The sequence below is a fragment of the Nocardia sp. NPDC052254 genome (assembly GCF_040679495.1).
In the GTDB taxonomy this organism is placed as follows: domain Bacteria; phylum Actinomycetota; class Actinomycetes; order Mycobacteriales; family Mycobacteriaceae; genus Nocardia.
The window spans coordinates 451,047-475,112 of sequence record NZ_JBFAUW010000004.1; the positions used below are offsets into that span (position 1 = coordinate 451,047).

22 protein-coding genes are annotated in these 24,066 nt (G+C 67.3%); 12 read left to right on the top strand and 10 right to left on the bottom strand.

Annotated elements, in window-relative coordinates:
* Positions 1-49 precede the first annotated feature (49 nt).
* The 4 genes from AB0L57_RS14120 (at position 50) to AB0L57_RS14135 (ending at position 2,757) form a co-directional block, all read left to right on the top strand.
* Positions 50-565, top strand: coding sequence for a DUF4395 domain-containing protein (locus AB0L57_RS14120; protein ID WP_364961269.1), 516 nt, complete (start codon positions 50-52; stop codon positions 563-565).
* Positions 566-629: 64 nt separating this feature from the next.
* Positions 630-1,463, top strand: coding sequence for a sulfurtransferase (locus tag AB0L57_RS14125; RefSeq protein ID WP_364961271.1), 834 nt, complete (start codon positions 630-632; stop codon positions 1,461-1,463).
* A 6-nt stretch (positions 1,464-1,469) separates the two neighbouring features.
* Complete coding sequence (locus AB0L57_RS14130; protein ID WP_364961273.1) at positions 1,470-1,775, top strand: DUF1416 domain-containing protein; 306 nt, start codon at positions 1,470-1,472, stop codon at positions 1,773-1,775.
* A 379-nt stretch (positions 1,776-2,154) separates the two neighbouring features.
* The gene (locus AB0L57_RS14135; protein WP_364961388.1) at positions 2,155-2,757 is read left to right on the top strand and encodes an FABP family protein; all 603 of its coding nucleotides are present in this window, start codon (positions 2,155-2,157) and stop codon (positions 2,755-2,757) included.
* Between the two features lie 636 nt (positions 2,758-3,393).
* Here AB0L57_RS14135 and cydC read toward each other — a convergent pair.
* The 5 genes from cydC to AB0L57_RS14160 all read right to left on the bottom strand — a co-directional run bounded on the left by cydC (position 3,394) and on the right by AB0L57_RS14160 (position 10,679).
* The gene (gene cydC, locus AB0L57_RS14140; RefSeq protein ID WP_364961390.1) at positions 3,394-5,145 is read right to left on the bottom strand and encodes a thiol reductant ABC exporter subunit CydC; all 1,752 of its coding nucleotides are present in this window, start codon (positions 5,143-5,145) and stop codon (positions 3,394-3,396) included.
* A 35-nt stretch (positions 5,146-5,180) separates the two neighbouring features.
* Positions 5,181-7,046 (bottom strand): thiol reductant ABC exporter subunit CydD, encoded by a 1,866-nt coding sequence (gene cydD / locus AB0L57_RS14145; RefSeq protein WP_364961275.1) that lies wholly within the window; start codon positions 7,044-7,046, stop codon positions 5,181-5,183.
* An 11-nt stretch (positions 7,047-7,057) separates the two neighbouring features.
* Positions 7,058-8,113 (bottom strand): cytochrome d ubiquinol oxidase subunit II, encoded by a 1,056-nt coding sequence (cydB, locus tag AB0L57_RS14150; protein WP_364961277.1) that lies wholly within the window; start codon positions 8,111-8,113, stop codon positions 7,058-7,060.
* Between the two features lie 10 nt (positions 8,114-8,123).
* Positions 8,124-9,572, bottom strand: a complete 1,449-nt coding sequence (locus AB0L57_RS14155; RefSeq protein ID WP_364961392.1) for a cytochrome ubiquinol oxidase subunit I — start codon at positions 9,570-9,572, stop codon at positions 8,124-8,126.
* 192 nt (positions 9,573-9,764) lie between these two features.
* Positions 9,765-10,679: an aminodeoxychorismate lyase gene (locus AB0L57_RS14160; protein ID WP_364961279.1), complete on the bottom strand. Its 915-nt coding sequence runs from the start codon at positions 10,677-10,679 to the stop codon at positions 9,765-9,767.
* Positions 10,680-10,842: 163 nt separating this feature from the next.
* On the opposite strand from AB0L57_RS14160, the gene AB0L57_RS14165 reads away from it, so the two are divergent.
* From AB0L57_RS14165 to AB0L57_RS14180, 4 genes are all read left to right on the top strand, one after another.
* Complete coding sequence (locus AB0L57_RS14165; protein ID WP_364961394.1) at positions 10,843-11,970, top strand: folate-binding protein; 1,128 nt, start codon at positions 10,843-10,845, stop codon at positions 11,968-11,970.
* Positions 11,967-12,719 carry an MOSC domain-containing protein gene (locus tag AB0L57_RS14170; RefSeq protein ID WP_364961281.1) on the top strand — a complete coding sequence of 251 codons (753 nt, stop codon included), beginning with the start codon at positions 11,967-11,969 and terminating at the stop codon, positions 12,717-12,719. Before AB0L57_RS14165 ends, AB0L57_RS14170 begins: the two co-directional genes overlap by 4 nt.
* Positions 12,716-13,678, top strand: coding sequence for an asparaginase (locus AB0L57_RS14175; protein WP_364961283.1), 963 nt, complete (start codon positions 12,716-12,718; stop codon positions 13,676-13,678). Before AB0L57_RS14170 ends, AB0L57_RS14175 begins: the two co-directional genes overlap by 4 nt.
* Positions 13,679-13,863: 185 nt before the next feature.
* On the top strand, positions 13,864-14,076 hold the full coding sequence (locus AB0L57_RS14180; protein ID WP_364961285.1) for a DUF3073 domain-containing protein: 213 nt from the start codon (positions 13,864-13,866) through the stop codon (positions 14,074-14,076).
* A 318-nt stretch (positions 14,077-14,394) separates the two neighbouring features.
* Here AB0L57_RS14180 and purM read toward each other — a convergent pair whose 3' ends face one another.
* A complete protein-coding gene (purM, locus tag AB0L57_RS14185; RefSeq protein WP_364961287.1) occupies positions 14,395-15,513 on the bottom strand; it encodes a phosphoribosylformylglycinamidine cyclo-ligase in 1,119 nt (372 codons plus the stop codon).
* A 189-nt stretch (positions 15,514-15,702) separates the two neighbouring features.
* Between purM and AB0L57_RS14190 the strand changes: the two genes are divergently transcribed.
* Together AB0L57_RS14190 and AB0L57_RS14195 are read left to right on the top strand one after the other, a co-directional pair.
* Entirely contained in the window at positions 15,703-16,569 is an 867-nt protein-coding gene (locus AB0L57_RS14190) for an alpha/beta hydrolase (protein WP_364961288.1), read from the top strand.
* A complete protein-coding gene (locus AB0L57_RS14195; protein WP_364961290.1) occupies positions 16,556-17,179 on the top strand; it encodes a TetR/AcrR family transcriptional regulator in 624 nt (207 codons plus the stop codon). Before AB0L57_RS14190 ends, AB0L57_RS14195 begins: the two co-directional genes overlap by 14 nt.
* 75 nt (positions 17,180-17,254) lie before the next feature.
* Here the strand turns inward: AB0L57_RS14195 and purF are convergent, their stop codons facing one another.
* Complete coding sequence (gene purF / locus AB0L57_RS14200; protein WP_364961292.1) at positions 17,255-18,838, bottom strand: amidophosphoribosyltransferase; 1,584 nt, start codon at positions 18,836-18,838, stop codon at positions 17,255-17,257.
* 112 nt (positions 18,839-18,950) lie between these two features.
* On the opposite strand from purF, the gene AB0L57_RS14205 reads away from it, so the two are divergent.
* Positions 18,951-20,297, top strand: a complete 1,347-nt coding sequence (locus tag AB0L57_RS14205) for an ABC transporter permease (RefSeq protein WP_364961293.1) — start codon at positions 18,951-18,953, stop codon at positions 20,295-20,297.
* Between the two features lie 7 nt (positions 20,298-20,304).
* Here AB0L57_RS14205 and AB0L57_RS14210 read toward each other — a convergent pair whose 3' ends face one another.
* From AB0L57_RS14210 to AB0L57_RS14220, 3 genes are all read right to left on the bottom strand, one after another.
* Positions 20,305-20,688: a sterol carrier family protein gene (locus AB0L57_RS14210; RefSeq protein WP_364961296.1), complete on the bottom strand. Its 384-nt coding sequence runs from the start codon at positions 20,686-20,688 to the stop codon at positions 20,305-20,307.
* A gap of 399 nt (positions 20,689-21,087) precedes the next feature.
* Positions 21,088-21,699, bottom strand: a complete 612-nt coding sequence (locus AB0L57_RS14215) for a CPBP family intramembrane glutamic endopeptidase (protein ID WP_364961298.1) — start codon at positions 21,697-21,699, stop codon at positions 21,088-21,090.
* Between the two features lie 182 nt (positions 21,700-21,881).
* The gene (locus tag AB0L57_RS14220; protein ID WP_364961300.1) at positions 21,882-23,639 is read right to left on the bottom strand and encodes an alpha/beta-hydrolase family protein; all 1,758 of its coding nucleotides are present in this window, start codon (positions 23,637-23,639) and stop codon (positions 21,882-21,884) included.
* A gap of 141 nt (positions 23,640-23,780) precedes the next feature.
* Between AB0L57_RS14220 and AB0L57_RS14225 the strand changes: the two genes are divergently transcribed.
* The gene (locus tag AB0L57_RS14225) at positions 23,781-24,065 is read left to right on the top strand and encodes a YiaA/YiaB family inner membrane protein (RefSeq protein ID WP_364961302.1); all 285 of its coding nucleotides are present in this window, start codon (positions 23,781-23,783) and stop codon (positions 24,063-24,065) included.
* The last annotated feature ends 1 nt before the right edge of the window (position 24,066 follow it).

Consider the following 24,066-nt stretch of genomic DNA (forward strand, 5'->3'; position numbering starts at 1 on the left):
GCAGATCCCCCGGTGATCAGCCCTATCTGATGGATTACCCCGCATACAGATGAGCCTTCTTTCAGCGCAGGAGCGTTCCGTGTCCCAGAACCCCAACCCCACCGCCGGTCAGGTGGATGTCCGCGGGCCGCGGTTCGCGGCCTGGATCACCACCGGTGTTCTCGTGCTGGTCCTGCTCGTTTCCGCATTCTCGGTGCCCGCCGCGGCGGTACTGATCGGATTGCAGGCGATCGTCTTCGCGATCGGCGCGCTGCACGGCCCGCGTCGCAGCCCGTACGGCCGGCTGTTCGCGACACTCGTCGCACCGCGGCTCGGTCCCACCACCGACACCGAGCCGATCCCACCGCTGCGGTTCGCGCAGCTGGTCGGATTCGTCTTCGCGGCCGTCGGCTTCATCGGCTTCGTCGCCGGAGCCGGTGTCGTCGGCGCGATCTTCACCGCGTTCGCCCTGTTCGCGGCGTTCCTGAACGCGGCCTTCGGCATCTGCCTGGGCTGCCTGATCTACCCGCTGGCACAGCGGCTGATCCAGCGTTCGCCGGCCGAATCGACCGGGGTCACCAGCTGATCCCGCCCACTGTCCCTGTCCGCCATCTCCACATACCCCGGCAAGTCACATCGAAAGGAACAACATGGCTCGCTCCGATGTCCTGGTCTCCGCAGACTGGGTCGAAGAGAACCTCAACACCCCCGGCGTCGTGATCGTCGAGGTCGACGAGGACACCTCGGCCTACGACACGGGCCATATCGAGGGTGCCGTCAAGCTCGACTGGAAGAAGGACCTGCAGGATCCGGTTCGGCGTGACTTCGTCAACCGGGAGCAGTTCTCGGATCTGCTGTCGGCCCGCGGTATCGGCAACGACGACACCGTCGTCCTCTACGGTGGCAACAACAACTGGTTCGCCGCCTACGCCTACTGGTACTTCAAGCTGTACGGCCACCAGGACGTGAAGCTGCTCGACGGCGGCCGCAAGAAGTGGGAGCTCGACGCCCGCCCGCTGTCGACCGATGCGGTGACCCGTCCGGGCACCAGCTACAAGGCCGGCGAGCAGGATCTGGCGATCCGCGCCTTCCGCGACGACGCCATCCAGGCGATCGGCGTCAAGAACCTCGTCGACGTGCGGTCTCCTGACGAGTTCTCCGGCAAGATCCTGGCTCCCGCGCACCTGCCGCAGGAGCAGAGCCAGCGTCCCGGCCACATCCCCGGCGCCATCAACGTGCCGTGGAGCAAGGCCGCGAACGAGGACGGCACCTTCAAGTCCGATGAGGAACTGGCCACCATCTACGCCGATGCGGGCCTCGACGGCGAGAAGGAGACCATCGCCTACTGCCGCATCGGCGAGCGTTCCTCGCACACCTGGTTCGTGCTGCAGGAGCTGCTGGGCCACAAGAACGTCAAGAACTACGACGGGAGCTGGACCGAATACGGCTCCCTCGTCGGTGCACCGATCGAGTTGGGAGCGTAAATAGATATGTGTGCAGCACCTACCCAGGGTCAGGCCCTTCCGGCCAACGTCGACACCGAGAAGGAGACCGTCATCACCGGACGCGTCCTCGATGCGGACGGTAACCCGGTAGGCGGCGCCTTCGTCCGCCTGCTGGACTCGAGCGACGAGTTCACCGCCGAGGTCGTGGCCTCCGGCACCGGTGATTTCCGCTTCTTCGCCGCGCCCGGCACCTGGACCCTCCGCGCCCTGTCCTCCACGGGCAACGGCGCGGCCCAGGTCAGCCCGGAGGGTGCGGGCGTTCACAACGTCGACGTGACCGTCGCGAAGTAACTCCGCACCAGTCCGCGAGGGCGCCGAAAACTCTGCGCTCATTGCACGCGAACGGCCCCGGGAATTGTTTTCCCGGGGCCGTTTTCGTATCCGGCGGACAGGTCGTTAAACTCCGATATGTGGTCTTAACCTTCGAGATTCTGCTGGTTCTGTGCTCCGTGCTGATCGCTTGGTTCGGGCTCTACGTCCTCTACCGGCTCTTCACCGAGTCGTGAGCGAGTCGGCGAGCGAGAACGTCGACAACACAACGACCAGCGGTCACGCCGGAAAGGCGCAGACCGAGGGGCACAACGGTGCCGATGAAGCGGCTCGCCGCGGCACCGGCGATTCGGCACGCCGCAGTGGCGAAGATGCGGCACGCCGCAGTGGCGACGAGGCCGTGGCCGAGGCCGCCGAGCGTGCGAAATCCACCGCCGGCCGCAATGTGCCGCAGCTGCCGGATCTGCCGCTGCCCGAGGACACCGCGAATCTGCGGCTCGGTCCCGATCTGAGCGCCTCCATGCTCGCGCTGCTGCCGCTGGTCGGCGTATGGCGCGGCGAGGGCGAAGGCAATGATCCCGAGCGCGGCGGCGACTATCACTTCGGTCAGCAGATCATCGTCTCGCACGATGGTGGCGACTATCTGAACTGGGAATCCCGCTCCTGGGTCATCGACGAAGAGGGCACCTACGCCGGCCCCGATCTGCGGGAGAGCGGTTTCTGGCGCGTCGGCATCGACGGCGACGACGAGGTCATCGAACTGCTGCTGACCCACAGCTCCGGTGTCGTCGAACTGTTCTACGGCCAGGCCCTGACCCAGTCCTCCTGGGAGCTGGCCACCGACGTGGTGATCCGCAGCCAGTCCGGCGCGGTCGTCGGCGGCGCCAAACGCCTCTACGGCATCGTCGAAGGCGGCGACCTGGGCTACGTCGAGGAGCGAGTGGAAGCCGACGGAGCCTTGAAGCCCCGCCTGTCGGCTCGCCTCCAGCGCTACATCGGCTGAATTCGGCGCCCACGCACCCGATCCCGACGCGACGCCGCCCGCGAAAACCCAGTTCAGTGCGCTGAATTCAGACGATCGTGCAGTGCTCGCGGGCTGCCGTCAGGCGTCGGCCGGTCCGATCCGTGCGTGAATCGCGCGCAGCGGGCGCTCCTCCCGGCGACGCTGTGGTCGCCGCGGTCGCCCTGAGGACGCCGGTCGCGCGGTATCGGGTCGACGACGCCGCCACCGGCTGGCAAGTCCGGTGGCGGACCGATTCCCGAACACTCCCGAGGAAGACCGGGCCGAGCTCGTCGACGGCGCCGAACGGGCTGCCCGGAGATGCGTAACGGCCCCCGAGCCTTCCGCGGAGATCTGATCTCGTCGCGGTTCCCGGTCGGACAACCGGGGGCTCGGGGGCCGGGTGACTGCCTTGGATTAGCTCAGCGCTGACGCGGAGAGGAAATCCTCTGCAGCGTGCCGTGGTACGCGACCACGGCTGTGGCGCTCAACCGGCAGCCACCTCACGCGTCCTATGAATAACCATTCTTCGAACCACCTCCTTTCCCGTGTACAGATGAAGTTACCGGCGACAGGCGACGAACCGCAACGGATTTTCCGCAGCGCATAATTTCGCTCCCACCTGGGGTTTCCGCAGGGTCAGTCGACAGCTTCCCGGTGGGTGATCGACACCACACCACCCGGCTGGACGGTGATCACGGTGTCGGCCCTGTGGTCCGGAGGCAGCTGATGGGTCACGACGACCACGGTGCGATCCGGTGCGATCACACCGCTGGTCTCGTCGAGGAGCGCGCGCAGCAGATCGGCACCGGCCGCGGCGTCCATATGTTCGGTGGGTTCGTCGAGCAGCAGGGTGTCGGCCGGTGCGACGAGCGCACGGGCCAGCAGCAGCCGGCGGCGCTGGCCGCCCGATATCGCCGCGGCGCCGCCGACCAGATCGGTGTCGACACCGGCCGGTTGTGCAGCGAGCCAGTCGCCCGATCCCACCGCCCGCAGAGCAGCCTCGGCCTGCTCGGCGGTCAGGTCACCCCGCGCGACGCGGAGGTTCTCCAGCACGGTGGTTCCGAACAGATGCGCGTCCTCGGCGAAGAAGGTACGGCCCGGGCGCGGCGTATCGAACAGGCCCGCCCATGTCATGAGCAAGGTGGTCTTTCCTGCCCCGCTCGGGCCGACGACCGCGATCCGGCGGCCCGGCGGCAGGTCCGGGAGAGCGCGAATCAGCCTGTCGCGCGAATCCTCCGATGCGGTGTCCGTGCGCACGGACGCGGCCGGCCGGTGGTCGGAGCCACCCGATGCGACCTCGTTCAGGGCCCGGACGCGGTGCAGCGCGGCACGCCCCTTGGTGAGTGCCTGTGCGGCGCCGGGCAATACCGCGACCGCTTCGAAGGCCGACAACGGCAGCAATACCAGGACGGCGAAGGCCATCGGGGTGATACCGCCGGGCGGCGCGGGCTGCAACGGCTCGGCGGGCGCGCCGGAACCACTGCCGTACAGCACGATTCCGATGAGCAGTGCGCCGAGCACACTGACACCGATCGACAGCGGAGTCGCGGCGGCGGCCCAGGCGCTGTGTGTCGCGGCACGATCCTCCGCCACCACCGCCCGTCGAGCGGCCGCTGAGGCGTTGTTCATCGCCTCATCGAGCCGGCCCGCGACCCGCAACTCGGCGGCGTGATCGAGCACCGTGACGGCGGCCGCCCGGAATTCGGCACGATCGGACTGCACCGCGAGTTCGGCCTCGCGCGCTGCCCGGGCGGACAACCAGGGCGCGAAGGCCCCCGAAACCAGCAGTGTGGCAGCCAGAATCGCGGCAGCCGGCAGGGAGATGGTGGCCAGCAACGCGGCGGCGGCCACGGACAACAACACCGCGACCGCGATCGGCACCAGTGCCCGGACCACCACCGCGCCGAGATCGTCGATATCCGAGCCGATCCGGGTGAGCAGATCGCCGCGGCGCAGGAGAGCCACCGAATCGGTGCGCTCCCCGGACAGCAGCTGATCCTTCCGCCCGCGACCGCCGGATGCGGCCGGACTCACCCCGGTGCCGCCCGTGGTCACCCGACCGGTGTCCGCTGATCCGCCGAGAGTGCCGCGCCGCACGGTCCAGATATCGGCACGTGCCAGCGCCGTATACACCGCGGTTCGCGCGGTCGTCATCGCGCGCAGGGCGACATCATGGGTAGCGAGCCGCTCGATGTAGCGGAACAGCCCCCGCGAGATTCCCAGCGCCCGCACCGCGACCACCGCGACACTCAGATCCAGCACCGGCGGCATCTGCCACGCCCGCGCGATCAACCACGCCGCCAACGCCGCGAGTCCGAGTCCACTCCCCAACGCGATCGTGCCCCAGCAGATCGACACCAGCACCCGCCACGGTGAAATCTCCGACACCCGCCGCAATTCGCGCAGATCCGACCACACACCCTTCACGATTGCCCGCCCTCCCCCGGACCGTGCCGATCCGCATCCGAGGGCCCCCGGCCGGATCCGACTCGCGCGTAGGCCGAAACCGGCCGAGCGGTGGTGGAGAGACTCGCCGCCGGGGCCACCGCCACCGGATCACTCGCGACATCGGCGTCGTTCACCGCCCGCCGCTCCGCCTGCACCTCGACGAGGTGGTCTGCGATGGCAAGAACGGTCGGGCGGTGGGCGACCACGACTACGGTGGCGCCGCAGCGGGCTCGTTCCGCCAGGGCGGCGAGAACGGTTGCCTCACTGTGGTCGTCGAGGTGGGCCGTCGGTTCGTCCAGGAGGAGAACGGTGCGGTCCGCGGCCAGAACTCGCACCAGGGCCAGGCGTTGACGCTGGCCCAGAGACAGTCCCAGTCCACCGGAACCCACGACGGTGTCCCAGCCGTCCGGCAATTCGGCCAGTACGGCATCGAAACCTGTGGCGGCACAGGCACGGTCGATATCCCGAGCATCCGAACGGGCACCGAACAGCTCGAGGTTCTCCCGCAGCGTGCCGGGCAGCAGGACCGGCCGCTGCGGCAACCAGGCGATCCGCGCCCACCAGTCGTCGGGAGCCAGGTCGCCGACCGGATGCCCGGCCACGAGAACCCGGCCGTGCTCGGGGGCGGTCAATCCCAGAACAACCTGCAACGCAGTCGATTTCCCGCTGCCGTTCGGTCCGGTGAGAACCGTGACCTCGCCCGGCCGGATCACCGCGGACAGCTCCGCCGGGGCATACCCGTCCCTGGACCGCACCCCGACGTCACACAGTTCGATCGGTCCGGACGAGGCAGGTAGTGACCTGCGCGCGGATGACTCGGCGGCCGGGCATCTCCGGTCCGCGCGGGTATCGGAGTCCTTCGGGTCCAGTACGGCGAAAGCCCGTTCGGCAGCGGCCATTCCGTCCTGGGCCGCGTGGAACCGCTCCCCCACCGCACGCAGCGGCAGATACACCTCGGGAGCGAGAATCAATCCGAGCAGGCCCGCGTGGAGCCCCATGTGCCCGAACACCAGCCGCATACCGATCGAGACCGCGACCAGTGCGACACACAGCGTGGCGAGCATCTCGAGCACCATCGAGGACAGAAATGCCATCCGCAGTGTGGCCATGGTGCGGACGCGCAGCGCCTCGCCCAGTTCCCGCACCCGATGCCGCATGGTCGGTGCATCATCATCGGCCGCACCGGATTCCCGGCCGAGCGCGCGCAGCGTCGGCATTCCCGCGAACAGGTCCAGCATCTGGTCCGACAGCCGGGTGGTGGCGGTCAGGGCCGCATCCGCCCGGCCCTGCGTCATCAGTCCGATCAGGATCATGAAGATCGGGATCAACGGCAGGGTCACCAGGATGATGATCGCCGCGGTGAGATCGTGTGCGGCGATGACCGCCAGCACGATCGGCGGCACCAGTGCGGCGAGCAGCAGCGCGGGCAGGTATCCGGTCAGATAGGCCCGTAGTCCACCCAGTCCGTCTCCCACCACCACCGCGAGTTCGGTTCGGCGCGAATCCGATTCCCGCGGCGGCAGGGCCGCACCGGCGGCGAGTACGGAGGTCTCCAATTCGGAGACCACCCGTGCTCCCGCGCGGTGTGCCAGCCGGGACTGCCACCAGGTCGCGACCACCCGCGCCGCGATCGCGACCACCAGAACCACCAGCTCGGCCGTCCAGGCTGCGAGTGTGCGCCGCCCGGGATCGGTGATCACCCCCGCCGCGATCCGGGCCAGCGCGAGTGCACCGACCACGATTGCGGCCGTGATCACCAGCGAAAGCGCCACGCTGACAATCAGATAGCGGCGTGCCGAACGGGCGTGCCGCCACAGCCGGGGATCGACGGGCCGAGCCATGACCGCTCCGATTACCGGCTGCGCATCGGCAGGCCGATGGGCGCGGGGATCTGCTCGACGGTGATGCGCTTGCGGAACACCCAGTACGTCCAGCCCTGGTAGATCAGCACGACCGGGGTCAGCACCACCGCGACCCAGCTCATCACCACCAGTGTGTAGTGAGTGGAGGAGGCACTCACGGTGGCGTGCCCGTCGACCGTCCGGCCGTCGACGGTCAATCCGTAAGCGGCATCGATGGTCGACGGCAGTACGTACGGGAACAGCGCTCCGAACAACAGCACGATCGCGGCGACCACGGTGAGGGCGGTGCCGGTGAAGGCCCAGCCGTCGCGGTGGCGCAGGACCGCCGCACCGGCCAGCAGCAATCCGACCACCGCCAGGGCCAGCGGAATCCAGGTCCAGCCCTTTCCGTGCGCGAACTGTGTCCACAGCCCGAAGGCCGCGACCACCGCCACCGTCGGCACCCACACGCCCCGGGCGATGCGCTCGGCGGTCTCGCGGATCTCACCGCCGGTCTTGAGCGCGATGAACACCGCGCCGTGCAGGATGAACAGCAACAGCAGGGTCAGCGCGCCGAGCAGGGCGTACGGGGTGAGCAGAGCCAGGAACCCGCCCTCGACCTGCCGACGCTCGTTCAGCTTCACACCGTGCACGATGTTGGCGAACGCGAGCCCCCAGGCCAGCGCGGGCACCCAGGAACCGAAGATGATGGCCGCATCACACCACCACCGCCAGCGCGGATCGTTGATCTTGCCGCGCCATTCGATCGACACCGCCCGCACGATCAATGCCACCAGAATCAGCAGCAGCGCCAGATAGAACCCGGAGAACAGGCTGGCGTACCACTCGGGGAAGGCCGCGAACATGGCGCCACCCGCGGTGATCAGCCACACCTCGTTACCGTCCCAGACCGGCCCGATCGTGTTGAGTACGGCACGCTTTCGCGTCTCGTCGCCACGGCCGATGATCGGCATCAGGATGCCGACACCGAAATCGAAACCCTCGAGTACGAAATATCCGGTGAACAGCACACCGATCAGCAAGAACCAGAATTCGGGAAGACTCATCCTCGGCTCCTCAGTACGCGAACGAAAGCTTGTCCACCGCAGCCGAATCCGACTCCGACGGCGGTTGTTCGGGTCCGGCGATCACATAGCGGCGCATCAGGAAGAACCACACGACCGCGAGGACGCCGTAGAGCAGGGTGAACACGATCAGCGAGGTCAGGACGGTGCCGGCGGTATGGCCGGATACCGCCTGCTGCACCGTCATCCGGATATCCGGATTGCCGGTCGGATTGGGTGCGACCACCCAGGGCTGGCGGCCCATCTCGGTGAAGACCCAGCCCGCGCTGTTGGCCAGGAACGGCGTCGGGATACAGATCAGGCTCAGCCATTTGAACCAGGTCTGATCGGGGACTCTGCCGCGCCGGGTCATCCAGAAGCCCAGCAGTGCGATGGCCGCCGAGCCGATCGCCCAGCCGATCATGGCGCGGAAGGTCCAGTAGGTGACGAACAGGTTGGGCCGATAGTCTCCCGGACCGAACTTCTGCTCGTAACTGAGCTGCAGATCCTTCACGCCCTGCAGCGTCACGCCACTGAACTTGCCCTCGGCCAGGAACGGCAGCACGCCCGGCACCTCGATGACGTGGGTGACGCTGTCACAGTTGTTGTGGGTGCCGACCGTCAGTACCGAGAATTTCGGGTCGGTTTCGGTGTGGCAGAGCGATTCCGCCGAGGCCATCTTCATCGGCTGCTGCTTGAACATCAGCTTGCCCTGCATATCACCGGTGATGGCGAGGGCGATACCGGAGATCACGATCACCCACATCCCGCAGCGGGCGGCGGGCCGCCACATCCGGCGGGCCTCGGTCATCCGGTCCGCATCACCCGAACGGGCATTGCGCACCATCCACCAGCCGCCGATACCGGCCACGAAGGTGCCCGCGGTGAGCAGCGCACCCGCGACTACGTGCGGGAAGGCCGCCAGCGCGGTGTTGTTGGTGAGCAGTGTGCCGATGCTCTTCAGTTCGGCACGGCCGGTCTCCGGGTTGTAGGTCGCCCCGACCGGATGCTGCATGAACGAATTGGCGGCGATGATGAAGTAGGCCGAGGCGTTCACGCCGATCGCGACCAGCCAGATGGTCGCCAGATGAACCACTTTCGGCAGCCGCGACCAGCCGAAGATCCACAACCCCAGGAACGTCGATTCCAGGAAGAACGCGGCCAGCCCCTCCATCGCCAGCGGAGCACCGAACACATCCCCGACGAAGCGGGAGTACTCGCTCCAGTTCATGCCGAACTGGAACTCCTGCACGATGCCGGTGGCGACACCCAGTGCGAAGTTGATCATGAACAGCTTGCCGAAGAACTTCGTCAGCCGATACCAATGATCCTTACCCGTGATCACCCATGCCGTCTGCATTCCGGCGACCAGGGGCGCGAGCCCGATGGTCAGCGGCACGAAGATGAAGTGATAGACGGTCGTGATCCCGAACTGCCAACGTGAGACGTCGACGACATCCATCCCGGCGGCCTCCTGTGTCATGCGGGATATCCACACGTACTACGACATGTCGTAGTAGAGCCTACGCCGGAACGGTCGCGGAGCAACGAGTCCTACGTCACGACACTCCAACAATCTTTGCTGTGCGATAACGGGTTCGGCGTTCCGGATCTGTTCCAGCAGGTCACTCGACTGTCGCCGAATTCGGGAAATCTAGTTCCAGTCGGCGATATTCCAGGCGCGATCGATCCCGCGGCCCACCATCTCGACGATCTCCTCGGCGCAGTCGGGAGCCGACATCCGCAGCCCGTCCAGCCGAGACACCCGCGCCGCCAGCGTGACACTACCCAGTAACCAAACACTGTCGGCGGTAACGAGATCGGCGGTGAACAGCGACTTGTACTTGCATTCCCACCCGGCCTTCTCGGCCTCGGCGAACAACGCGCGCTGGGTGATTCCGGGCAGCACGCCATCGCGAGCCGGCGGGGTGAGCAGTTGTTTGTCCCGCTGGATGACCACCGTCGACCGCGGCCCCTCGAGGACCCGATGTTCGGTGCTGGTGAAGATCACATCGTCGGCATCCATACGAGCGGCGAACCGCAGGGCCGCCATATTCGTCGCGTAGGACAGCGTTTTGGCGCCCATCAGCAGCCACGGCGCGTTGGTGGCCAATTCGGTGGAGACGCCCCGCGCCAGGGTGATCACCGAAATCCCCTCCGCGCGAGCCTTGTTCACCCGCTCGGGGACGGGGACGACCAGCACGTAGCCGGTCGGATCCGGGGTGGGACCGGACAGCCCGCCGGACCCCGGCCGGGCGGATTCGGCGCCGTCCCGTCCGCGGGTCACGATCATGCGCAGCATGCCCTGGCGCTCGCTGCCCCATTCCTTGGCCGCGGCCTCCACCGCCGTACGCCACTGCCCGACATCGGGATCGGGGAGGTCCAATGCCTGCGCGGAACGACGAAGCCGAGCCAGATGCAATTCCAATGCACCCGCCTTGCCGTCACGTATCAGTACAGTCTCGAAAACACCGTCGCCCCGCAGTGCGCCGATATCATCCGCGAAGAGAAACGGCGCGTCCGCATCCTGGACCGCGCCGTCGAGTGTCACCAGAACTCGATCCACCATGCGTCGCAGCCTAGGCGAATAAAGCGCCCGACGAGTGGGTACGCGAGGCCCGCAGGTTGCGTTCGCACGACTGCGCGTCCCAGATCGAGCCCCGCGTATTCCGGGCATCCTCAGCGCACACCCCTGGCTAACGTCCGCGCGGCGCGGATGGCCGGGACCGCCTATTGTGGAAAACGTGTCCGTGGTTGCCGCCCCCAGTCCACTGCTCGGTCTCGCAGGGGCCGTGCCCGGTCCGCCCGATGGCCCCGATGCGGCGGTGGCCTGGCATTACGGCGATCCCTTCGGCGAGCAGCGCGCCGCAGCTCAGCGTGCGGCGATCATCGATCGCTCGCATCGGTTCGTCGCCACGATCACCGGTGCGGAGCGGCTCAGCTGGTTGCACACGATCTCGAGCCAGCACATCGCCGAACTCCCCGACGGGCGGTCCGCGGAGAACCTCGACCTGGACCTGAACGGCCGTGTCCAGCATCACTTCGTGATGACCGAACTCGACGGCACGGTGTGGGCGGATACCGAGGGCGACCGCGGTCCGGAGTTGCTCGGCTTCCTGCAGAAGATGGTGTTCTGGGCGGCCGCCGAACCGAAGGCGGCACCGGATCACGCGGTCGTGAGTCTGCTCGGTCCGCGCGTGTCGGAACTGACCGGCGCGCTCGGCATCGACGAGTTGCCCGGTATCTACGACGCGGTCCCCTTGCCCGATGGCGGATTCCTGCGCCGGATGCCCTGGCCGACCGTGGATTCCTACGATCTGATCATCCCGCGCGAGCAGCTGAGCGACCGGTGGGCGGCACTCACCGCGGCCGGCGCCGAGCCGGCGGGGCTGTGGGCCTTCGAGGCCCTGCGCGTCGCCGCGCTGCGCCCGCGGATCGGCGCCGACACCGACGATCGCACCATTCCGCAGGAGGCCGGCTGGATCGGCGGACCGGAGGAATTCGGCGCGGTACACCTGAACAAGGGCTGCTACCGGGGTCAGGAGACCGTCGCGCGAGTGCACAACCTCGGCAAACCGCCGCGGAATCTGGTGCTGCTGCACCTCGACGGTTCCGCGGACAGCCGCCCCACGACCGGCGACGCGGTCACCGCCGGCGGCCGGACAGTGGGACGGCTCGGCACCGTGATCGACCATTTCGAACTGGGACCGATCGCCCTGGCGCTGATCAAACGGAATATCGCCGCGGATACCCGGGTGGAGGCGGGCCCGATGGCCGCGGCCATCGACCCCGATTCGATTCCGTCCGATGACGAGCCCCAGGCCGGGCGGCTCGCCGTGGACAAGTTGCGCGGCCGGTGAACCGTCCCGCGGCGCCCCGGGACACCGGCGTGGCCGGTGAGGTGCTGGCGGTCTGTGTCCTGTACGCCGAATTGGAACTGCCCGCGAAGGTGAGCAGGGTCGGACGCACCGCGATCGACAAACGCCCGGTCACCGGACGGGTGGCCGTGCGCGCTGTAGGCCTGGACGGCGACCACGTCTGCGACACCACCCATCACGGCGGTGTGCACCAGGCCGTGTACGCCTACTCCGACGAGGACGCCCGCGGCTGGGGCGAACGCCTGCGACGCACACTGGCGCCGGGCTGGTTCGGCGAGAATCTGCGGCTGTCCGGGCTGCCGGTCAGCGATGCCGTCATCGGTGAGCGCTGGCGCATCGGCGACACCGTGCTCGAGGTCTCCGCGCCGCGTGTGCCGTGCGCGACCTTCGGCCACTGGTCCGGTGAGCGGCAGTGGGTCAAGCGGTTCACCTTGCAGGCCGACACCGGCGCCTACCTGCGAGTGCTCACCGAGGGCACGATCGGTGCCGGCGATCCGGTGCGCGTCGATCACATTCCCGCCCATGGCATCACGGTGCGCGACCTGTTCACCGGCGCGGATCCGGATCGGCTCGCGCACCTGCTGACCTCGGAACCGACCGTCTCCGACGATGTCCGCATGCAGGTCGCCCGGCATACGCGTCGGGCGGCGGGCCGAGCAGCGAGCAGTGCCGCGCGCGGCACTCGCAGCGGAACGGCCGCCACCGCGCCCGACAACGGAGGTCCGCGATGAGCGTCGAACTGGTCGAGGTGGTCCGCTCCGGATTCCGTGAATGCGTCCACCGCGGTTCGGTGGTGATCATCGAACCCGACGGGGAGCCGTCGATGGCCCTCGGTGAGGTGCATCTACCGATCTTCCCGCGCTCGACGAACAAACCGATGCAGGCGATCACGCTGCTCCGCAACGGTTTCGAACCCGCCGACGAGGCCGAGCTGGCGATCTCGACCGCCTCGCACTACGGCGAATCCGATCACCTGGCCCTGGTGCGGCGACTGCTGGAGCGCTTCGGTTTCGACGAGGACCGGCTGGAGTGCCCGCCGGATCTGCCGATGGGCGAGATCGCCCGCGCCGACGCCCTGGCCGGCCGTGAGCACTCGGCCGCCATGCGCAGGATCTACATGAACTGTTCGGGCAAACACGCCGCGATGCTCGCGACCTGCGCGGTCAACGCCTGGCCGACAACCGGATACACCGATTCGGCCCATCCGCTGCAGCAGGCGGTGACCGCCACCATCGCCGACATCACCGGCGAACCCGAGACCGATCTCGGTATCGACGGCTGCGGCCTGCCCATCGTCCCGGTGTCACTGATCAATCTCGCCCGCTCCTACGCGCGGCTGGCCACCGCCGCCCCGGAATCACCGGAACGCCGGGTCGCGGACGCGATTCGGCACCATCCGCGAGTGATTTCGGGCACGGATGCGCCGGATCTCGAAACCATGAACGCCACCCCGGGACTGGTCTGCAAAATCGGGGCGGACGGAGTGCACGCGGGCGCTCTTCCGGACGGCCGCGCCTTCGCCTACAAGATCGACGACGGCCACGACCGGGCGCGCATGCCGCTGACGCAGGCGATTCTCCAGCGTATGGGGGTCGATTGGACCGAGGCCCACGCCGAGCTCGCGGCGGCGCCGGTACTCGGCGGCGGGGTGCGGGTCGGCATCATCCGGGCAATCCCCGGGGTCGTGTAGTCCGTCACAGTGCGGTCGAGGCCGCGAACCCCGGCCCGGCATTCGGCGGATGTTCCGGAGTCTTCACCCACTCCTGGGAGCGCGACCGCCTGACACACGCTAAAGTGTCTGTCAGGAAGATTATTAATCGAACGGGGCCGCCAAACCACCCCAGGCCGCTCCGCAGTGACGTGAGGGGGTCAGCCATGGGCCGTGGCCGGGCTAAGGCAAAGCAGACCAAGGTTGCACGCGAGCTGAAGTACAGCTCTCCGTCTACCGACTTCACGAGCCTTCAGCGCGAGCTGTCGGGGAGTTCGCACTCCCCCCAGCGAGGCGGTGTGCTGTCCGAAGAGCACGAGTCGGACGAGCCGCTCAAGCGCTGGGATGACGACGAGGACCACGACGACTGGCGCCGCTGACCCGGATCGATGTGCGGAGGGGGAGGCCTGAGGGGCCTCCCCCTCCGCACGTCGACCAGCAGTTCTCGGCTGGCAGATCGACGAATCCCCGTATCGATCAGGGCTCGTAGGATGGGTTGTCGCCACTGATATCGCCGGTGATCCCGCGCGATATCCGCGGCGGCGGAACCCGGATCCGATGTACCTTTCACCGGACCGCCATGCGGATGTTCATGCCGCGAGCCGTCCATGCGTAATCTGTCTCCGCAACGAGAAAACCTCCCCGGATCGGGCTGAATCGCCCGGCCGAGGAGGCTTTTCCCGTATGAACCTCGTCGTTCAGAACCGTGGATGTTCACCGACGAGCGCCACGCGGTCGGCCGCCGCATCCTTGGCCTTCTTGACCGTACCGAGGGTCCAGCAGGCGATGTGCCGGGCGGTCAACACAGCGAGAGCGCGATCGGCATCTTCGGGCGCGACGACGGCGACCATGCCGACGCCCATGTTGAAGGTCTTCTCCATCTCCACCCGCTCCACCCGGCCACGCTGAGCGATCAATTTGAAGATCGGCGCGGGATTCCAGGTGCCACGGTCGAGTTCGGCGACGAGACCGGCCGGCAGCACACGGGCCAGGTTGTTCGCCAAACCGCCACCGGTGACATGGGCGAAGGTCCGGACATCGGTCTCCGCGATCAACGCCAGACAATCCTTGGCATAGATCTTGGTAGGTTCCAGCAACTCTTCGCCCAGAGTGCGGCCGAACTCCTCGACATGTCCGGTGAGCGACATCCGGTCGATTTCCAGCAGAACCCGGCGCGCCAGGCTGTAGCCGTTGGAGTGCAGACCCGAGGACCCCATCGCGATGACCACATCGCCCGGCCGGACCCGATCGGGACCCAGAACCGCATCGGCCTCGACCACACCGACGCCGGTCGCGGAGATGTCGTAGTCGTCGGAGCCCATCAGGCCGGGATGTTCGGCCGTTTCACCGCCGAGCAACGCGCAGCCGGCCTGCACGCAACCGTCGGCGATACCGGAGACGATCTGCGCGACCCGCTCCGGGACCACCTTGCCGACAGCGATGTAGTCCTGCAGGAACAGGGGTTCGGCGCCGCAGACGACCAGATCGTCGACCACCATGGCGACCAGATCCAGACCGACCGTGTCGTGCTTGTCCAGCGCCTGCGCGACGGCGATCTTGGTACCGACACCGTCGGTGGAGGCCGCCAGCATGGGTTCCCGGTAGTCGCCCTTGAGTGCGAACAATCCGGCGAAACCACCCAGGCCGCCCTGTACCTCGGGCCGAGTGGCCTTCTTGGCCAGCGGCGCGAACAACTCGACTGCGCGGTCGCCGGCCTCGATGTCGACACCGGCAGCGGCGTAGGAGGCGCCCCCGGATTGGGCCACGTCGGAACCGGTGTCGTTCACACCGGCACCACTCGGGGTCTGCTCAGTCATTGTTCGGGAAAGCTCCAAACCGAATCGGCGGATAGATGCCTGATCACGCTACCGGAGATGGATAACGAGACTGCACCGGTATTGGCCTGCAAGCACGGATTCGAGGCTACTGTCACATCCACCATTGACATACATACCGTATGTAGGTAACTCTGAAGGGACCTCACACCCCCATCCGGAAGGCATGTCATGGGAATCAGCACCAGCCTCGGCCCGATTCGGGAAGTCGATCTGCCCGGCGGGCGCATTCGCTATCACGACACCGGGTCCGGATCACCCGTCGTCTTCGTGCACGGTCTGCTCGTCAATGCCGATCTCTGGCGGAAGGTGGTTCCGGAGGTCGCGGCCGCCGGTCACCGCTGCCTCACGCCGGATTGGCCGTTCGGCTCCCATTCGGTGCCGATGCCCGACGCCGATCTGTCTCCCACCGGCGCGGCCGATCTCATCTCGGCATTTCTGCGCGAACTCGACCTGTCCGACGTGACTCTGGTCGCCAACGACACCGGCGGCGCGATCACGCAGATCATGTTGTCGCGCGATCACAGCCGAGTCGGGCGCGTCGTATTCACCAACTGCGACGCCTACGAGAAGTTCTTCCCGCAACCGTTCACCCTGCTGCCGACACTCGCACGGGTCCCGGGCCTGCTCGACACGATCCTGCAGGGCCTGCGATTCCGCCCGGCCCAGCGGCTGCCGTTGGCCTTCGGCCTGGTCACCAAGCGGCCGATGCCGCCGCAGATCGCGGACTCCTATCTCGTGCCGAGCCGCACCTCCGGGCCCATCCGAGCCGATCTGCGACGCTTCCTGCGCGGTATCCACAAGCGCCACACGATGGCGGCCGCGCGCAGCTTCCCCTCGATCGACCTGCCGGTCCTGCTGGCCTGGGCACCCGAGGACAAGGTGTTCCGTATCGACTTCGCGCGCCGGCTGGCCGGCGACTTCCCCGACGCGACGCTGCGCACGATCGACAATTCACTGACCTTCATCGCCGAGGATCAGCCCGAGTTGCTCAGCGAGATGATCGTGGAGTTCACTCGGCTGCATGCCACGCCGTAGTCAGGAGGACCGTTCGCGCGCCACGCGTGCCGATCTGGAGGCGGCCGGGCGGCGACTGTTCGCCGATCGCGGATACGCCGCGGTGTCGGCGGAGGAGATCGTCGCCGCGGCCGGAGTCACGCGTGGCGCGCTGCATCACCACTACGGAGACAAACGTGGACTGTTCATCGCGGTGCTGGAACAACTCGAGGCCGACAACACCGAGGAGATCCGGCGTATCCTCGCCGATCAGCCCGATTCGACCGATCCATTGGCCGCGATGGCACTGGGCCTGCACACCTTTCTCGTGATCAGCCGACGCCCGGAAACCGTCCGGATAGCCATGTCCGACGGGCCCGCGGTACTGGGCTGGCAAGGCTGGCGGGAGATGGAATCGCGGCACGGCCTCGGCCTGATCACCGATCAACTGCAGGAGGCGGTCGACAGCGGGCTCGCTCCCGCCCTACCGGTACGGACACTGGCCCAGCTGATCCTGGCAGCGATCATCGAGGCGGGCATGATCGTCGCCCACGCCGAGGATCCCGAAGCTGCCGGCGCCGAGGCCGAGCAGTGCATCCTGATGATGGTCGCCGGACTGCTCACACCGCCGAACGCGGCACCGGCACAGTAGGCCGCCGATCCGGAAGACACCGCACGGCAATCACGTCCGACCGCCGCCGCGGTACATATCCGGCCGCGCCGGCACTCACGGACGGCTCAGCGCACTCGCATTCGCGTTGTCGCTCAGCAACTCCGCCTCCGGCTTACCACTCAGCAGACCCTCGAGTACGTTCTTGCCCACCGAGGCCTCGGTGGGCAGCGGGATCGGATACTTGCCGTCGAAGCAGGCGCAGCACAGCCGGGTACGTGGCTGTTCGGTGGCCGCGACCATTCCGTCGAGGGAGATGTAGCCGAGACTGTCGGCGCCGATGGACCGGCGCACATTCTCGACCATCGCCGCCTCCGAGTCCGTGCCCTCCGGCAGTTCCGGTCCCGCGCCGTTGGCGATCAGCTCCGCGGGCGACGCGAAATCGATGCCGTAGAAGCACGGCCACTTCACCGGCGGCGAGGCGATGCGCACGTGGATCTCCAGCGCCCCGGCCTCCCGCAGCATCCGGATCAGCGCGCGCTGGGTATTGCCGCGCACGATCGAGTCGTCGACGACGATGAGCCGCTTACCGCGGATGACCTCGCGCAGCGGATTGAGTTTGAGCCGGATACCGAGCTGGCGAATGGTCTGGCTGGGCTGGATGAAGGTGCGGCCGACGTAGGCGTTCTTCATCAGGCCCTGGCCGTAGGGCATACCCGAGCCCTGGGCGTATCCGACCGCGGCGGGAGTGCCGGATTCCGGAACCGGAATCACCAGGTCCGCCTCGACCGGATGTTCGGCGGCCAGCCGGCGGCCGATCTCCACCCGGGTGGCGTGCACCGAACGGCCGGAGATCGCCGAATCGGGGCGGGCCAGATAGACGTACTCGAAGACGCAGCCCTTGGGTTCCGGGTTGGCGAAGCGCAACGAGCGCACACCGTCGGCGTCGATCGCCAGCAGTTCGCCCGGTTCGATCTCGCGCACGAAGGAGGCGCCGACGATATCGAGGGCGGCGGTTTCACTGGCCACCACCCAGCCACGGTCGAGGCGGCCCAGGCACAGCGGCCGCACACCCTGCGGGTCGCGGGCGGCGTAGAGGGTGTGCTCGTCCATGAACGTCAGGCAGAAGGCGCCGCGCAGGGTGGGCAGCAACTCCATCGCCGCCTGCTCGATGCTCTTGTCGGCCGCGGCGTGTGCCAGCAGCGCGGTCATCACGTCCGAATCCGAGGTGGCGGTGATGGAGGTGCCCGGCAATCGGCCGTTGATCAGGCCCGACTCTCGCGCGCGCTCCGCCAGCTCGGCGGTGTTGACCAGATTTCCGTTGTGTCCCAGCGCAAGTCCGGTCCCCACGGCGGTGGTGCGGAAGATCGGCTGCGCGTTCTCCCAGATGGTGGAGCCGGTGGTCGAGTAGCGGCAGTGACCGATGGCAATATGCCCCGGCATGGCCGCCAGGGTCTGCTCGTCGAACACCTGCGAGACCAGGCCCAGATCCTTGAACACCAGCACCTGTGAACCGTCGGCGACCGCGATACCGGCCGCCTCCTGCCCGCGGTGCTGCAATGCGTAGAGGCCGTAGTACGTGAGCTTTGCCACATCCTCGCCCGGAGCCCAGACGCCGAAGACGCCACACTCCTCGCGGGGCTCGTTTTCCGGCTCGTCGACCGGGGCGGTATTCGAAACAGACAGATCGGCGTTGGTCACCGTTTGCTCCCTGTTAGTCGGGCGGGGGGCAAACAACAGTCTACGGGTCATCCGACCGAAACCCACGTCCGGATCGGACGGTTGACGGGCTGTTTGCTGCTACGGTGCCACCGTGGCGACCAACGACATCGCACCCGAGAGTCGAAATACCCGGCGGCTGACGCCGTTTCGCTGGTTGTTCCCGGTCGCGGTCGTCTCGTTGGTGGCCGCGTTATTGGGGTTGCTGTATCTCGACTACGTCGTCGATCCGGAGCGAAATCTGCACGATTTCCCGATTGCGCTGGTCAATCAGGACGTCGGTGAGACTTTGGGCACACCCGGTCACGAGCAGCGGGTGAACTTCGGCGATCAGGTCGCCGCCGGGCTGCGTTCGGCCGTCCCCTCCGACGAGATCGATCTGCGTGTCCTCGGCCTCCCGGAGGCCCAGCAGCAGATGCAGAACGCCGAGGTGTACGGCACAGTCATCATTCCCAGCGATTTCAGCAAGCGACTGGGAATCCTCGGTGTCGGCAGCGTGATCCCGGGCGATATCGAGCAGCCCATCATCACGTTGCAGACCAATCCGCGCACCGGCGCCTTCGCCACCCAGATCGTGGTCCGGTTCGGCAATCAGGCGCTGCCGCAGATCAACCAGCAGGTCGGTAAACAGCTCATCGAACAGGTGCAGGCCCAGTTGGCGCCACAACCGGGCGGACCGCCCGCGCCGGAACTGACCGGCGCCACCCGGCTCGCACTGCAGCAACCGCTGCAGATCGTGGTGCAGGAATTCCACCCGCTGCCCGGCGGCTCGGGTGAGGGGCTGACCGCCTTCTTCTATTCGCTGTTGCTGCTGCTGGCCGGCATGGTCGGCGCGATGATCGTGCACACCCTCATCGATTCGAGACTCGGCTTCATCCCCACCGAGTACGGGCCCTGGTACGTGCACTACCCCGCGACGCCGGTATCGCGAACCCGGACGTTGCTGATCAAATGGGGCGTCATGGCCGTCGCCGCGCTCGTGGTGTCCGGGATCTTCGTCGGGATCGGCGCCGCGCTGGGAATGCCACTGGACAATCCGCTGGGGCTGTATCTCTATGGGGTGCTGGCCATCATCGCGGTCGGCATCACCGGGATCTCGATTCTGGCGGCCATCGGTTCGGCCGGTCTGCTCGTGAACATGATCCTGTTCATCGTGCTGGGCCTGCCGTCGTCCGGCGGCACGGTACCGATCGAGGCAACACCGAAATATCTGGGCTGGCTGGCCACCTTCGAACCCATGCACCAGGTGTTCCTGGCAGTGCGGTCGCTGCTGTATTTCGACGGGAGTGGGCCCGCCGGGTTCACGCGCGGATTCTGGATGACGGTGCTGGGACTGGTCGTGGGACTGGTGCTGGGCTTGGTGGTGACGCGCTTCTACGATCGAAAAGGCCTGGAGCGCAAACCGATCAATCGAACCACCGAGCCGATCACGGCCGACTAGGCCCGGGTCACAGCGGCACGAGCGGAAGCCAGCGGGCCAGCTCGCTCGCACGGATACCCGACGCGGTCAGCGCGCCGGACTCCACCGCGGACTCGAAGTCCAGCAGCCCCGTCGCCAGCAACAACCAGGTGCGCGGATCGGTCTCGACCACATTCGGCGGGGTACCCCGGGTGTGCCGCGGGCCCTCGATACACTGCACCGCCACGAACGGTGGCACCCGGACTTCCACCGAGGCGCCGGGCGCCGCGGCGGCCAGGGATCGCGCGGTGCCGCGCACGGCCGCGGCCAGCTCGGCACGCTCGGGCCGCGGCCGCGTTTCGTCCTGAAGCCACTCCCCGAGCGCCGTCACCGCCGCGCGCACCTGCGCGGGGTCGACCGAGTGTCGTGCCATATCTTCTGCCTCCGCTGGTTCGTCTGCCTTCGCTTCGCTCCGGCGGGGTTTCGGCCCCTTGTGCCTCGATTTTTCACTCCTCCGGTCGCTGCAAAATCGAGGCGGGCCGAAACCCATCCAGGAATACCATTTCGGGAACGCCGATCTCGAAAGTGACCTGGACAGGCTGACTCGCGGGCCGTCGCCGGGTGGAGCGCCATCATCGAAACGCTCACCTCGAAATCCGACGCCGGACCGGCCCGCAGGCCACAACCAAGTGGGTCCGCCATTGTCGAAGGCCGACCTCGAAGGTGGCCGGCACCAGGCTGACCTACCAGCCGTAACCACGTAGGCGCGGCATTTCGGGGCGCCGGCCACGGCAGGAGTCGGGTCAGGCTGCCTGGTGGCGGCTGCTGGGCGCTACCGGTGGCGGTTGCTCATTGCGCCGGCCGCTCGGGGGGCGAGTGCACCGCCGGCGTTCAGAGCCAGGTGCGCGAGGGCAGCGGCGGTGGCACTGTCCGTCCGACGGCGCAACCAGGAGAAGATCAGGCCGCCGGCCGTGGTCGCGGCGACGGTGGCCGCGACGTTGTCACCCGCGGCGCGAGCGGGATGGATGTGCCACAGCCCGAAAATCAGTGCACCGCAGCACCTCCCCAGTGGACCGGCCGCCTCGTCCAGCAGCGGATCGAGAGTGCCGCGGAAGATCGTCTCCTCGCTGTACACCGTGCCCAGCGGGATGTGGATCGTCACCCATTCCGCCACATCGACTTCCGGTTCCCGACCGGTGACAGCGGCCAGCCGCTTCCGAATGGGCGGGATCGCCACCGCCGCGGCGTACCCCACGGCGATCGCACCGGCGGCCGCTCCGCCCCAACGCCATCCACGCGCGGACACCCATTTCGGGTGGCCGCCGAATATCGCGGCATACCCGGTGGCGAACGCCGCATTCGCAACAGTCCGCCCCCGCACGCCCAACCCGCTGCGCGGCAACACCACATTGCTCCACGTCAGTGCTGCGGCCGTCGCACTCACGGCACGCACACCATGGGACACACACGACGAACTCACCACACCTCGCCTTCCTTTCGAGACCCTGTACCTGGGCGTTTTCGGCCCGCCTCGATTTTGCAGCGACTGACCGGAGGAGTGAAAAATCGAGGCCCGAAGGGCCGAAAACCAGCCGTAGCGACGCGGAGGCCGAGAACCCAGCCCATCTACTTCACCGCACGCTCGTACGCTTCCGACAATTCCAGCTGGGTCCGGATCTTCTCCTGCAGTTCGGCATTCCAGCCCGGTGGGGGCAGTACCGCCGCCCACCCGTCGAGGACCAGGGTCCCGTAGTTGTGGCCGTGGCCGTCGCTGACCCCCTGGGCATTGGTGAGATCCGCGGCCACCTGCCAGAAGGTGACCAGTGGCCACCATCTCATCTGCGTCGACACATCCGAACCGCGGCGCTCGGACAGCCAATCCGGCTGGGAGAAGATCAGATCCGGCGACCACCACACGATGGGGTCGGACGGGTGTTGCAGGTAGGCGATGCGCGGCTGCCGCCATTCCGGCGAGGGCTTGGTCAAATCCGGTTCGCCGGAAGCGAATCGGACCACGAGGCCATCGGCGTAGATCGGCTCGACCTCGCGGGTGCCGGGATCGCGGCGCTGGACGAACTGCTTCCAGAGCCGATTCGTATTCGGCGGCCCGACCCACAGGGCTCCATCGACCTTCGTGCGCAGATCGGCCAGGCCGCCGAAGGCCGATTCCGACCCCTGCGATCCCAGGCTCTCCCCGTACACCAGCAGTTTCGGCCGCGACTGCGGCGGCCGCCGCGACCACTCGGCGTAGACGGCGTCGAACATCTTCTTCCCCGCCGCCGCGACCTTCTCGCGGTCCGCCAGGAAGGACAGCACGCTGGGCAGATACGAGTACTGCGAGGCCACGATGGCGGTATCGCCGCCGTACATGTACTCGAGCGCGCCCGCGGTCGTCGAATTCACCCAGCCGGTTCCGGTGGTCGTGACGATCGCCAGCACCTTGCGATCGAAGGCATGGGTGCGCTCGAGTTCGGCGACGGCCAGCTCTTCCTGGCTCTGGTCGTCGTGTGCCGAACCCAGTCCCACGTAGACCCGGATCGGTTCGCGTGCGGGCTTTCCCGTGACGGCGCCGATCCGAAAGGCATCTGGTCCGTTCGACACGAACCACCGGCCCTCCGAACCGAGGGTGTCCCAATCGGCCAATGATTGCGGGCTGCCGGACCGTTCGGGTTCGGTGGGCTGCACCGCATACGGCGTCATCTTGTCGTTGCGCACGCTGAAGGCGGAGTTGGCGATGCTGAACAGCGCTTCCGACAGCACACCGTTGAACAACAGAACCGCCACCACGGCCAGCACGATCGCGCCGACACTCGGGGCCAGTTGTGAAGGCACCCGCACCCATCGGCTCAGCAGCCGGGCGAAGAATCCGACGATCCAGCGCAGCGTCCGGTAGATCGCGACGACCAGCGCGGCGACGGCCAGGCTCAAGGCTCCCGTGCGCAGATAGGCGGCGCGGGTCGTGCCCTCCATGTCCATCAGACCGTAGATCTGGCGTTGCCAATCGGCCGACAGCACCAGCATGTACATCGCGGTGAGGACACAGATCACGAGGATCGTCACCTTGACCGCGTAGCGAACCCGCAGCGACGGAGTGCGAAAGCGCAGACGCGGCCTGATGAGTGTGCGGAAACCCCACTCCAGCAGGCAGCCCACGCCGTACCCGATCGCGGCGTTGAGGCCACTGATCAAACCCTGGAACAACCAGTCCCGCGGCAACAGCGACGGTGTCACCGACCAGGCGAAGAAGACGGTAGCGCTCACCAGGCCCACGTAGTTGAGGGCGATGATGTCGTCCTCGATACGCCGCAGCAGTCGCAGGCCTCGCCGGTACACCACATCGCCGCGCGTGCGCAGCGATGTGAGAGTCTCGGTGGTATCGAGCACCCGTCAAGTATGGCGGTCGCCACCTCGAATCCGCCGGACCACCGCACGTGAGGCAAACAACTGCCGGGTCGGGAATTACCCGGACCACTCGAGTAGTTCTACGCGCGTGCGCGCCGGCCCCGGCACCGCACACTCGACGGTATGAGCACTCCCACCCAGCACAAGAGCAGCCCCGCCTTCCTCGCCCAGGCCGCCATCGCCTTCGGGGTCAGTTTCGTCGCCACCACGATCGGCATCATCTATCTGCCGCTGGATGTCTGGCAGCGCGGATTCCTCCTGATGACATCGCTGTTCATGGTGTCCAGCGCGTTCACCCTCGCCAAGGTGATCCGCGACCAGTTCGAATCGACCCGGGTCCATCAGCGAATCGACGAGGCGCGCGTCGAAAAGCTGATGGCCGAACACGATCCGTTCCGGGTCTCGTGAC